The 11,091-nt window shown below is 66.4% G+C and carries 11 protein-coding genes; 5 read left to right on the top strand and 6 right to left on the bottom strand.

What is annotated here, in order from left to right:
• Positions 1–26: 26 nt before the first annotated feature.
• Positions 27–578, bottom strand: a complete 552-nt coding sequence (locus ACSC1R_RS11015) for a GMP synthase subunit A (RefSeq protein ID WP_439025798.1) — start codon at positions 576–578, stop codon at positions 27–29.
• A gap of 152 nt (positions 579–730) precedes the next feature.
• Between ACSC1R_RS11015 and ACSC1R_RS11020 the strand changes: the two genes are divergently transcribed.
• Positions 731–2,542 (top strand): alkaline phosphatase D family protein, encoded by a 1,812-nt coding sequence (locus tag ACSC1R_RS11020; protein ID WP_439025799.1) that lies wholly within the window; start codon positions 731–733, stop codon positions 2,540–2,542.
• A gap of 77 nt (positions 2,543–2,619) precedes the next feature.
• The gene (locus ACSC1R_RS11025; RefSeq protein WP_439025800.1) at positions 2,620–2,757 is read left to right on the top strand and encodes a hypothetical protein; all 138 of its coding nucleotides are present in this window, start codon (positions 2,620–2,622) and stop codon (positions 2,755–2,757) included.
• Here ACSC1R_RS11025 and ACSC1R_RS11030 read toward each other — a convergent pair.
• The 4 genes from ACSC1R_RS11030 to ACSC1R_RS11045 all read right to left on the bottom strand — a co-directional run bounded on the left by ACSC1R_RS11030 (position 2,754) and on the right by ACSC1R_RS11045 (position 7,250).
• The gene (locus ACSC1R_RS11030; protein WP_439025801.1) at positions 2,754–3,644 is read right to left on the bottom strand and encodes an alpha/beta fold hydrolase; all 891 of its coding nucleotides are present in this window, start codon (positions 3,642–3,644) and stop codon (positions 2,754–2,756) included. The two genes, ACSC1R_RS11025 and ACSC1R_RS11030, sit on opposite strands and share 4 nt — an antisense overlap.
• Before the next feature lie 61 nt (positions 3,645–3,705).
• Positions 3,706–5,328 (bottom strand): TrkH family potassium uptake protein, encoded by a 1,623-nt coding sequence (locus tag ACSC1R_RS11035; protein WP_439025802.1) that lies wholly within the window; start codon positions 5,326–5,328, stop codon positions 3,706–3,708.
• Complete coding sequence (gene trkA / locus ACSC1R_RS11040) at positions 5,325–6,662, bottom strand: Trk system potassium transporter TrkA (protein WP_439025803.1); 1,338 nt, start codon at positions 6,660–6,662, stop codon at positions 5,325–5,327. Before trkA ends, ACSC1R_RS11035 begins: the two co-directional genes overlap by 4 nt.
• Before the next feature lie 63 nt (positions 6,663–6,725).
• Positions 6,726–7,250, bottom strand: a complete 525-nt coding sequence (locus tag ACSC1R_RS11045; RefSeq protein ID WP_439025804.1) for a type II toxin-antitoxin system RatA family toxin — start codon at positions 7,248–7,250, stop codon at positions 6,726–6,728.
• A 152-nt stretch (positions 7,251–7,402) separates the two neighbouring features.
• Between ACSC1R_RS11045 and ACSC1R_RS11050 the strand changes: the two genes are divergently transcribed.
• The 3 genes from ACSC1R_RS11050 (at position 7,403) to coaBC (ending at position 10,702) form a co-directional block, all read left to right on the top strand.
• Positions 7,403–8,668 carry a hypothetical protein gene (locus tag ACSC1R_RS11050; RefSeq protein WP_439025805.1) on the top strand — a complete coding sequence of 422 codons (1,266 nt, stop codon included), beginning with the start codon at positions 7,403–7,405 and terminating at the stop codon, positions 8,666–8,668.
• A 39-nt stretch (positions 8,669–8,707) separates the two neighbouring features.
• The gene (locus ACSC1R_RS11055; RefSeq protein WP_439025806.1) at positions 8,708–9,442 is read left to right on the top strand and encodes an FAD-dependent oxidoreductase; all 735 of its coding nucleotides are present in this window, start codon (positions 8,708–8,710) and stop codon (positions 9,440–9,442) included.
• A 69-nt stretch (positions 9,443–9,511) separates the two neighbouring features.
• The gene (coaBC, locus tag ACSC1R_RS11060) at positions 9,512–10,702 is read left to right on the top strand and encodes a bifunctional phosphopantothenoylcysteine decarboxylase/phosphopantothenate--cysteine ligase CoaBC (RefSeq protein ID WP_439028707.1); all 1,191 of its coding nucleotides are present in this window, start codon (positions 9,512–9,514) and stop codon (positions 10,700–10,702) included.
• Positions 10,703–10,704: 2 nt separating this feature from the next.
• Here the strand turns inward: coaBC and mnhG are convergent, their stop codons facing one another.
• A complete protein-coding gene (gene mnhG, locus ACSC1R_RS11065) occupies positions 10,705–11,091 on the bottom strand; it encodes a monovalent cation/H(+) antiporter subunit G (protein WP_439025807.1) in 387 nt (128 codons plus the stop codon).

Raw genomic sequence — 11,091 nt, forward strand, 5'->3', positions numbered from 1 at the left:
CCGTTCGCGGGCCGCGGCGTGACCGTTCAGCGCTCACAGAGCGCGACGAAGTTCTCGAAGACCTCCTCGCCTTCGGCGGTGTGGGACACCTCGGGATGCCACTGGACGCCGTAGAGGTCGCGGTCGGGGTCGGACATGGCTTCGACGCCGCAGACGTCGCTCCTGGCGGTGATGGAAAAGCCCTCAGGGACCTCCTTCACCTCGTCGGCGTGGCTCGCCCACACGCGTGTCTCGGGGTAGAGCGACCCGATGAGCGGGTCGTCCTCGTCCAGGACGTCGACGGTCACGTCGGCGTAGCCACCGTAGTCGCCGGAGCCGACCTCGCCGCCGAGTTCCGTCGCGATTATCTGCATGCCGAGACAGATGCCAAGCACCGGTACGCCCGCGTCCAGGTACTCGCCGGACTTCCCGCGGCGGTCCATGTCCGGCCCGCCGGAGAGGACGATGCCGTCTGCCTCGACCTCGCTCGGCGGCGTCTCGTTGTCTACGACCTCGCTCTCGACTCCCATGTCCCGGAGCGCGCGGTGCTCCAGGTGGGTGAACTGCCCGTGGTTGTCCACGACGACGATTCGCGTCATATGGCGCGGATTACGTGGCCGTGCTCAAAAACGGTCCGAAACAGGTCGCGGTTGTACACGAACGGCCACGTTTCTCGCGGTGGCAGTCGACCGGCGCGTGCCCCCACGATGCGCGATAGGTTCAACACCCCGGGGAGGTAATCCAGACCGCAATGACCGACGAGGACGCTGGACGGCAGGGCGCCGGCGGGGACGACGATGGGGGCGGCGGGTTCGTTCGTCAGGCACCGAACTCGACCGACCACGACGAACTGCTGTCGCTGCTGTCGCGACACGACCTGGCGTTCGCCCGCGACCCGGCGGAACCCGACGACCCCAGCGTCTTCGAGTTCGACCCGGACGAACCTGCAGACGAGACCTTCCCGCAGTCCGTCGCCAGCGGTGGGCCGACGTGCGAGGGTGTCATCCTCTGGACGCGTATCGACCCGGCGGTGTTCGACCACGACCTACCACTGGCGGTCGAGGTCGCGGCCGACGAAGCGTTCACCGACGTCGTCCACCGCGGCGTCGTCGAGGACAGCGAGGCCATCGAGGCGCACGACTACACGGTGAAAGTCGACCTCGACGGCGTCCTGGATTCCTTCAGCGAGTACTTCTACCGGTTCGTCTACGGGACCACTGCGAGTCGCATCGGTCGCTGTCGTACCCTGCCGGCACCCGACGAGTCGCCCGAAGAACTCTCGCTGGCGGTGCTCACCTGCCAGAACTACCTGAACGGCTACTACCCGGCGTACCACTACATCGCACAGGAGGACATCGATTTCATCGTCCACGTCGGCGACTTCATCTACGAATCCGCCGACGGGCACTTCAAAAGCCGTTTTGCCCCCGAGTACCCCGGCCGCGAGAAGGACTTCCCGAGTGGGTTCAGTTTCGTCGAGTCGCTGGAAGACTATCGCTACCTCTACCGCGTGTACAGGTCCGACCGGTTCCTCCAGAAGGCACTCGAACGACACACCATCATCCCGGCGTGGGACGACCACGAGATAGCGAACGACGTGCACTGGGACTACGAGACCGACGCCCCGGCGGCCGACCACCCCCGCGGGGACGACCCCGAGTTCATGACTCGCCTCGCCGCTGATGCGATGCACGCCTGGTGGGAGTACATGCCCGCCCGCATCGAGTACGACCACGGTGCAGACCGCCTCCAGGACCGCTTCCGACTCTGGCGGCGCTTCGACTTTGGCGACCTCGTCTCACTCGTGATGACCGACGAGCGCCTGTTCCGGACCGAAGAGCGTGACCTGCTGTTGCCGACCGACCGAGCGACTGCGCCCGAGCGCGAACCGCCGGACCGGACCATGCTCGGTCCGGCCCAGATGGAGTGGTTCCTCGACCAGGTCGAAGAGACACAGGAACACTCGACGTGGACGGTCTGGTCGGACGAGGTCCTCACGATTCCGTTCAAGGTGGGTGCTGGACCCGCCACGCTGTACCCGGTCCAGGGCGGCTGGGACGGCTACCGGCGCGAGCGCCAGTACTTGCTGAACGCGCTGGCGGCCCGGGACGTCGAGAACTTCGTCACCATCACCGGCGACATGCACTGCTACATCGCGGGCTACCAGCAGACCGAGTACCGCGACGCCCTCGACCACAAACTGGTCGGTCCCGTCGACGAGGACAAACGCGTCGGCGTCGAGTTCATGACGCCGGCCCTGACGAGCCTGAACGTCGCCGAGGCCGTCGGGCTGACCGAGGGACCACTGGCGAAACCCACGGAGCGCATCCTCCGGAAGGCCATCACGCTCCAGAACCCCCACATCGAGTTCTTCGACAGCCACCACTGGGGCTACTCCGTCGTCACCTTCACCGAGGACGAGTGCACCTACGTCGCCTACAGCGTCGACAAATCGGTCGACTCCCCTGATGCGCCGCGAGAACTCGTCACTGCCCAGCGGGTGCCCGCTGGACGTGTCCAGCTCGAGGACGTGACCGACGAGTACCGCTACGGGAAGCGGTGAGCGGCCGGCCAGCGTGGGTCCGGTCGACGGGTCGTCCAACCGGTGAAACTAAGCACCCTGCGAAAGTTCACGATTGTATGGAACTCCCTATCGACCTCGACCACCCGTCGTGGCGCTCGGCGGCCGGCGTGCTCGGTGGCTACGGCGCGATTCTCGCGCTGATGACCGTCCTGTTGTTCGGCGTCCCGCTGGCACTCTTCGTCGCTCTCGGCTAGGCAGCCAGCCACGAGCACACTGCTTCTCGCGTCTCGAGCAGCACCGACAGGTGGTCCTCGTCGGGAACTCGTTCGACCGTCGCGTGCGGAACCGCGCCCGCCAGCCAGTCGGCCGTCTCGATGGGCACGTTCTCGTCGGCGGTCCCGTACCAGCCCGTGACCGGACACGTGAGCTCCTCGTACCGAATCTCCCACGGCGAGTGGACGGCCCGGCTGTCCGCGACCGCGCCGGCGGGCCCGTGTTCGAAGGCGGCCCGGTACTCGGTCGCCAGCACTTCTTCGACGGTCCGGGTCCCGTGGACCGGCTCGTCACCGACCGCCTTCTCGGTGAGGAACGAGAGGACCGCCTCGTCGTCCTGTCGGTTCATGAACCACGACTGTACCCGGAAGAGGAGCCCGAGCAGCCGCGGGGTGCGCCGGGAGAGAGTCGCCATGACCTCGATGAACCGGCTGGTCTCGATGCCCGCCGAGGACGGTGCCATGCCGGCCACGATAGCGGCACGCGTGACACGGTCGGACTCCGCGGCGACCGCGAGCGCGTGCGGGCCGCCCGCGGAGAAGCCACAGACGGCGAACTCGTCGATGTCGAGGTGGTCCGCGAGGTCGACAACGTCGTCGGCCCAGCCGGTCAGGGTGCGGTCGCGCTTCGGTGACGACTCGCCGTAGCCCGGCCGGTCGGGGACGACGATTCTGAGTCCGGCAGCCGTCGCGGTGTCCGCGTAGAAGCCACCGAAGTGGCGGGAGCCTGGGAGGCCGTGGAACGCAAAGACGGGCCGGCCGTCGAGGTCGCCGTACTCGGCGAACGCGAGCGTTCGGCCGTCGGCGAGCGTCACCGTCTGGGAGGAATCGGAACGGGTGGCGGCGTCAGGAGCGGCAGTGTCCTGCATACGCGACGGTCCTCCCGGACCGCTGATAAACCTGTGTGTGCCGTGCGAGCAGGCGACTCGTTCAGGACCGCCAGTACGCCCGCGTCAGCAACACGAGCACCGGGAAGATCTCCAGCCGGCCGATCCACATCAGCGCGACCATGAACAGCTTCGCCTGGGGAGTGAAGTCCAGATAGCTCCCCATCGGCCCGACCATCCCGAGGCCGGGTCCGATGTTCCCGAGGGTCGCCGCGACTGCCGTGATGGCCTCGATGACCGAGAGTGACTGGGGACCGAAGAGCGCGGCGTCGGCCATCAACAGCAGTGACGAGAGGAAAAAGAGCGCGAGGTAGAGCAGGGTGAACGCGTAGATACCACGCAGGGCACGCTCGTCGAGCGAACGCCCACGGAGACGGACCGGCCGGACCGCATTGGGGTGGACCGTCGAGAACAGCTCGCGACGGATGGACTTCAGGATGATGAGCCAGCGGATTATCTTGATGGCCCCACCGGTCGACCCGGCCGACCCCCCGATGAACATCGCGATGACGAGGACGTACTGCGCCGGGCCGCCCCAGGCGTTGAAGTCCATCGTCGCGTATCCGGTGGTCGTGACGATGGAGACGACCTGGAACGTCGCATGGCGCAGGGCGGACTCGATGTCACCCGTGACGGGGAACGTGTAGCCGAGGAAGGTCTGGTTCACACCCTCGTACAGGCCGGTTTCGGCGGCAGTCGTCAGCCCGGGGTCCAGGAAGAGGAACGCCCCGAGGACGGCCGAGAGGACGGCGATGACGCCGGCGTAGAACCGGAACTCGGCGTCTTCGAGCATCGGTTTGATGTCGCCAGTCGAGAGGTGCCAGAACAGCGCGAAGTTCGTCCCGGCGGCCATCATGAACGGGATGAACACCCACTGGACGATCTCCGCGAACGCCTCGATAGAGCGCGCCTCGGGCGAGAACCCGCCGGTCGCCATCGTCGTGAACCCGTGAGCGATGGCGTTGTACACGGTCATGTTCGGGGCCATCCCGAGGATGTGCAGCCCGTACAGGAGCGCCATCTCCAGCAGGGTGATGCCGGCGTAGATGACCCACAGGGCACGAGCCGTCTCAGCGATGCGGGGCGTGAGCTTCTCGATGCCGGGGCCGGGTGCTTCGGCATCCATCAGCTGTGCGCCACCGACGGAGAGTTCAGGAAGGATGGCGACCGCGAGGACGACGATACCCATCCCCCCGAGCCACTGGGTCTGCTGGCGCCACATCATCAGCGCCCGCGAGTGCGTCTCGAAGGAGATGTCGCCCATCACCGTCGCCCCGGTCGTCGTGAACCCGCTCATGGTCTCGAAGATGGCGTTCTCGGGGTGGTGCAGGGTCGACTCCACGAGGTAGAGGAACTGGCCGTCCTGGTAGGTCAGCCCTTCGAGGACGTACGGGATGGCCCCGACCAGTGAGACGGCGACCCACGTCATCGCGACCATCAGGAACCCCTCGCGGGCCCCGAGGTCGGGGTCGGGGTCGAGCCGCTCCATGGCCGACCCGGCGACCACGGCGACGGTCGCGGTGACGAAGAAGGGCAGGATGTACGGGACGAACTGGTCGCCGTACAGGAAGCCGGTGACGATAGGGACGATGAGGGCGACGGCGAGGTACTTCACGACCCGCCCGACGAGGCTCGTGCTCGCGCGCCAGTTGACCTTCAGCCTCATAGTTTCGGGGCCACGTCGTCGAGGACGGTTGCGTCGAGGAAGACGACGATGTGGTCACCCGGTTTCACGACGGTGTTCCCGCGGGGCGTGATGAGCTTGTCGTCGCGGGTGATGGCACCGATGACGACTCCCCGGGGCAGGTCCCCGGCCACGTCCCGGATGGACCGCCCGGCCAGCAGGCTCTCGTCGTCGATTTCGATCTCGAGGACCTCTGCCCGGTCGGATTCGATGATAGCGACGTTCTCGGTGTGTTCCTCGCGGGTGAACCGCGTTATCTCTTCGGCGGTCACCTCGCGGGGATTGACGGCCACGTCGACGCCGACCGCCTCGAACAGCTCGACGTAGTTGCCGTTCTCGACGATGGCGACGGTCCGGCGCGCGCCGAGCCGTTTCGTGAGCAGCGAGACGAGCAGGTTCTTCTCGTCGGACTCCAGAGCGGAGACGACGAGGTCGGCGTCGTGGATGTTCTCCTCGACGAGGAAGTCCATGTTCGTCGCGTCGTTCTCGAGGACGATGCTGCCGGGGAGCAAGTCCGCGAGCTGGCGGGCCCGCTCGGGGTCGTGCTCGATGAGTCGGGGCGTGATGCCGCGCGCCTCGAACAGGCGGGCGACCTGGTAGCCGATCTCGCCGCCGCCGATGATGAACACCTCGTCGGCTGATTCGAGGGTGCTCGCAGGCGTCAGCGAGGTCGCGAACTTCCGGACGCTCTCGGGGCTTCCGATGACGATGACCTGGTCGCCGGGCTCGATGACGGTCTCACCCCGTGGGATGGTCACGTCGCCGTTGCGGATGATGGCCGCGAACGTCAGCGACTCGAAGCGGTCGGCGTTCTGGACGGTCTGGTTGGCGACGGTCGACCCTGCCTCTATCTCGAACTGCGCCATGCGGACGCGCCCGTTCGCGAAGGAGTCGACGTCCTGTGCGCCCGGGAGGCCGGCGATGCGAACGACCGACTGGGCGGTCAACAGGTCGGTACAGACCATGAAGTCGACACCGAAGGCCCCCTTCGACCCCTGCCAGGTGTTGAGGAAATCCGTCTTCTTCACCCGGGCGATGGTGAAGGGGTCGCCGCAGGTCTTCGCCGTCGAACACGCGACGATGTTCGCCTCGTCACGGTCCGTACTGGCGATGAGCATGTCGGCCTCTTCGATACCCGCCTCCTTCAGCGTCGAGAGCGAGGTACCGTCGCCCTCGATGGGCAACACGTCGAGTTTGTACGTGAGTGATTCGACGCGATCCCCGTCCATGTCGATGACGACGACTTCGTGACTTTCCGACAGGCTCGCGGCGATGTTCGAGCCCACCTCTCCGGCTCCGATGACGATTACACGCATAGAGACTGGTCTCGTTGGATAGACGGCGGTTGACAGGGGGAGAACAAGAGGATTGTTATTCGATTACTCCGCCGCGGTCCGTATCTCCAGGTCGACCGACCGACGCTGTCCTTCGAGGTCGGCCACGATGCGCTCGACGATGCGCGTCGCCTCTTTCTTTATCTTGGGTTTGACCTTCTCGATGACCCACGCGAGCGAGACGAAGCGGGGGATGTCGATGTTCCCGGCGTGTGCCGAATCCGGGTCGTACGTCACGAGGAAGGTGACCCGAGAGGCCGGTGTGTCCTCGTCAGGTGCTTCCTCGGGGACCGACTCGACGGACCACTGCCCGGTCGCGTCGATGTCCTTGACGATCTTCCAGTCGATGGTCGTCGGGGGGTCCACCGCCGTCACCTCCGACCGCGCCGTGTAGGTCAGCTTCCACCAGGCGAAGTGGAGGTCGTATCGCGTCCCGGGACCGCCCTCACCGGCCTGGGTGACCTCTTTCAGGTACTTCGAGTAGCGGGCGTAGCGGGGAAAATCGAGCAGGAACTCGTAGACCTCTTCTGGCGGCAGGTAGACGACCGTCGTGACCTCGACTCGTTCCACAGGCGCTTTTCTCTCAGTCGCCACGTAAGCCTTTCCGTCAGGGGAGTCAGGCCACCGACGGCTGTATTTTCCGCAGCCCCCACATTTATTCTGGAACTATACTAGTGAAAAGATTAATTAGATAATGCGATGTAAATTTCTGGACGGAGACCATGAAGACCGACCGAAGGGGGACGACGCTGCTGTTCGGGTGTCTCGTCTGTGCACTCCTGCTCACGCCGGGCGTCGGAGCCACAGATGGAGGAGGGCGACCGACCGTGGGCCAGACCACGGGCGAAGTGAACTACGCGATAACGGTCACGGGTGGTGACGCGAGTCCGGGCGAGACGATGACTGTCGAACTCACCGTCACGAACGAGGGGAGTGCCGTCGCCGAGTCCGTTCGCGCCGAAGCACAGCTCAGGCGACCAGACGCACGCCAGCCCGTCGGCTGGTCCATCGTCGACCACACGGACGACGGCGGGCAGTTCGGCGACCGGGGCATCGTCTGGCAGTGGACCTCGCTCGAACCGGGTCAGTCCGTCACCACGAGCGTGACCGTGCAGGTTCCCACCGACGCCGCTCCCGGAGAGGTGTCGGTCTCGGCACTCGTCAGCGACCGGAGCCGCAACCAGGCGATGGGGAACGCGACCGTCGTGGTGACCGAGCCGGACGACGGGTCGGGCGGTCAAGATGGGTCGGACGGTCAAGATGGGGCTGATGGCGGGGACGGGGCAGACGATGGAGACGGCTCGAAGGAGGGAGACGAGTCCGACGAGAATGACGGCTCCGATGGGGGTAACGGCGAACCCGGAGAGGACGGCGAGTCCGGTGGACTCCAGCCCGGTGACGGAGACGACGACTCGGACGACGGGGGCGACTCGGGTGAAGGTGAGGATTCGGGCAGGAGAGGAGACACCGAACGGGAGTCCAGCGAAGACGAGCCGGCCGATGGAACGGCGGACGACGACGGCACCGACGAGAAGGACAGTCGTTCTGACGACCGAGAGGACCAGTCGGAGTCGGGAGACGACGAGTCGCAACCGGACGGGAAGCGAACTGACGAGCCGACCGGGGACGGGGTAGCCGACGAAGGTTCGACCGGCGGTGAGTCGGACAGCCCGTCCTCCGCTGGGACGGCGACCGAGACCAACCATGGAGGCGACGGCGGAACCGACACCGCCAATGTCGAGGGGAAGGCGACCGGTCCGAGCCAGGCTAACCAGAACGAGGCGGTGGGTGATGCGAGCGACGAAGCAGCTGCCGACGCTACCAGCAGCACGGTCCTCCGAAACCAGGACGACTCGGTCGAGTTTCTCACGTTCCTCGACGCGTTCGGGACACCAGTCGAGCAGCCACGGATGCAGGACTTCGACGGCGTGTTCGGTATCCTCTCGTTCGCGTGCATGGGCACCCTCGTCGCCAGACGGATACAGTGAAGAGTACGACTTTTGTAGGCGTGTCGCCGACGTTCGGCTATGGACTGTGACGTCTGTATCGTCGGCGGTGGCGTCGCCGGCCTCTCCGCCGGTCTCTTCACCGCCCGTGCCGGCCTCGACACCCTCGTCGTCAACGATGGCGAACCGATCCTCTACCGTAACGCCCATCTGGAGAACTTCCCGGGCTTCCCCGAGGGAGTGGATGCGCGACGGTTCCACCAGCAGACGCGTGTCCAGGCCGAAAACGCCGGCTGCGAGTTCCTCACGGGCCGCGTCACCGACGTGACCGACGAGTTCGAGTCGGGGTTCACCGTGACAGTAGACGACGACGCCGAACTCACGGCGGGGAGAGTCGTCGCCGCCTCGTGGTCTGATTCCTCCTACCTCGACGGCCTCGGCGTCGAGGCCGAACAGCGCGGGAGCAAGACGTTCGTGCAGGTCGACCACGCCGGTCGGTCGAACGTCGATGGTATCTACGCCGCCGGGCGACTGGCGGACCAGTATCATCAGGCCATCGTCTGTGCGGGTCACGGCGCGACGGTCGGGCTGACCATCGTCCACGAATCCGACGTGAACTTCTACCACGACTGGGTCACTCCCGAGGGCTACTTCACCGGGCGCGGCCGCGAGGTCCCGCCGGGCTGTACGGAGATAGACGACGAGGAGCGACTGGCCCGCGATGCGGCCGCCCGTGAGGCGAACCGGGCGTACACCGAAGCGCTCGACGACGAACCGCGGATGCATCCGAGCGTCGACCTCGACGACGAGGACTGATTTTCACTCCGTCTTCGACACGCGACCGACACACCCGTAACCCATGCGCCCGAACCGGGAGCCATGAGCATGCTCGACGGTGTGAACGTCGCCCTCGGCGTGACGGGCTCCATCGCGGCCGTGAAGACGGTCGAGCTGGCCCACGAGTTGCGCCGCCGGGGGGCCGAGGTCAGGGCGGTGATGACGAACAGCGCACAGGGCATCATCCACCCGTGGTCGGTCGAGTTCGCGACCGACAACGAGGTCGTCACCGAGATTACGGGCAAGGTGGAACACGTCGCGTTGTGTGGCCGGGACGAGTGGGCCGACGTGCTGTTGGTCGCGCCAGCCACGGCGAACACGGTGGGGAAGATCGCCCACGCCGTCGACGATACACCTGTGACGACCACCGCGACGACCGCAATCGGGGCCGGCGTCCCGGTCGTCGTCGCACCCGCGATGCACGAGCCGATGTACGACCACCCCGGCGTACTGGAGGCCATCGAGAAACTGGAGTCCTGGGGCGTCGACTTCGTGGCCCCCCGCATCGAGGAGGAGAAGGCCAAGATAGCGACCGAGGACGCCATCGCGCTCGCGGTCGCCCGCGCGACCGGGGAGTCGCCGCTGGCTGGCAAGGAGGTCGTCGTGACCAGTGGCGCAACCGCGGAATCCGTGGACCCGGTCCGCCTGCTGACGAACCGCTCCTCGGGGAAGATGGGCCGCGCGGTCGCCCGCGCCGCCTACGTTCTCGGTGCCGACGTGACGCTGGTGCACGCGACGGTCGGCCCGCACCCGCTGACCAGCGGCTCCGGGGTTGAGGGCGTGCCCTACGCCGATCTCGTCTCGGTCGAGAGCGCGAGCGAGATGCTCGAAGCGACACTCGACGCCTGCGAGGCCGCCGACGCGCTGGTCTCCGTCGCGGCCATCAGCGACTATACGGTCGAGGCGAGCGACGAGAAGATCCGCTCCGGGCAGGAAGAACTCACCCTGTCGCTCACGCCAACGCCGAAACTCATCGACACGGTCCGCGAGGAGTATCCGGAGCTGCGCATCGTCGGGTTCAAGACCGAGACGAGTGGGAAGGACGAGAAGATGGTCGAGGCGGCCCGGCAGACGCTGGAGCGGGCTGGACTGGCGTTCGTGGTCGCCAACGACGCCAGTGTGATGGGCAGCGACGAGACACGGGCGTTGCTGGTCCACCAGCAGGCCTATTCTGAATACCGCGGCGAGAAAGAGGAACTCGGGCTGGAAGTCGCGAAGGCGCTTTCGGCGACGTTATAGCTTCAGTCGTCCGCCGCGTCCGCCGACTCGCCGGACTGGCCGGTCGTGTCGATACCTGCGCCCTCGATGGGCCACCGGACCTCCTCCATGAAGTCGATGCCCATCTTCCGGGCCGACCGGGAGATCATGTGCGCGCCGGTCGGCGCGGTCAGGAACAGGAACAGGATGCCCACGAGCGATTCGAGGCCGACACCCTGGCCGCCGAAGTAGACGAACCCGGCGAGGAACATCGAGGCCGCGCCGAGGGTGGTCGACTTGCTGGTGGCGTGCATCCGGTTGTACACGTTGGGCAGCCGGATGAGGCCGATGGTCCCCACGAGCAGGAAGAAACTGCCCACGAGGACGAGCGCTGCGACGACGCCGTACTGGATGGTTTCTGCGAGCGCCAT

The sequence above is a fragment of the Haloarchaeobius ordinarius genome (genome assembly GCF_051801355.1).
Taxonomy (GTDB): domain Archaea; phylum Halobacteriota; class Halobacteria; order Halobacteriales; family Natrialbaceae; genus Haloarchaeobius.

Bases quoted from the DNA above. Each gene is read 5' to 3' on its own strand.
- ACSC1R_RS11055 (WP_439025806.1), top strand. From the start codon at position 8,708: ATGGACTGTGACGTCTGTATCGTCGGCGGTGGCGTCGCCGGCCTCTCC.
- ACSC1R_RS11030 (WP_439025801.1), bottom strand. From the start codon at position 3,644: ATGCAGGACACTGCCGCTCCTGACGCCGCCACCCGTTCCGATTCCTCC.
- ACSC1R_RS11050 (WP_439025805.1), top strand. From the start codon at position 7,403: ATGAAGACCGACCGAAGGGGGACGACGCTGCTGTTCGGGTGTCTCGTC.
- coaBC (WP_439028707.1), top strand. From the start codon at position 9,512: ATGCTCGACGGTGTGAACGTCGCCCTCGGCGTGACGGGCTCCATCGCG.
- mnhG (WP_439025807.1), bottom strand. From the start codon at position 11,091: ATGGCGCTCGCAGAAACCATCCAGTACGGCGTCGTCGCAGCGCTCGTC.
- trkA (WP_439025803.1), bottom strand. From the start codon at position 6,662: ATGCGTGTAATCGTCATCGGAGCCGGAGAGGTGGGCTCGAACATCGCC.
- ACSC1R_RS11035 (WP_439025802.1), bottom strand. From the start codon at position 5,328: ATGAGGCTGAAGGTCAACTGGCGCGCGAGCACGAGCCTCGTCGGGCGG.
- ACSC1R_RS11020 (WP_439025799.1), top strand. From the start codon at position 731: ATGACCGACGAGGACGCTGGACGGCAGGGCGCCGGCGGGGACGACGAT.
- ACSC1R_RS11015 (WP_439025798.1), bottom strand. From the start codon at position 578: ATGACGCGAATCGTCGTCGTGGACAACCACGGGCAGTTCACCCACCTG.
- ACSC1R_RS11025 (WP_439025800.1), top strand. From the start codon at position 2,620: ATGGAACTCCCTATCGACCTCGACCACCCGTCGTGGCGCTCGGCGGCC.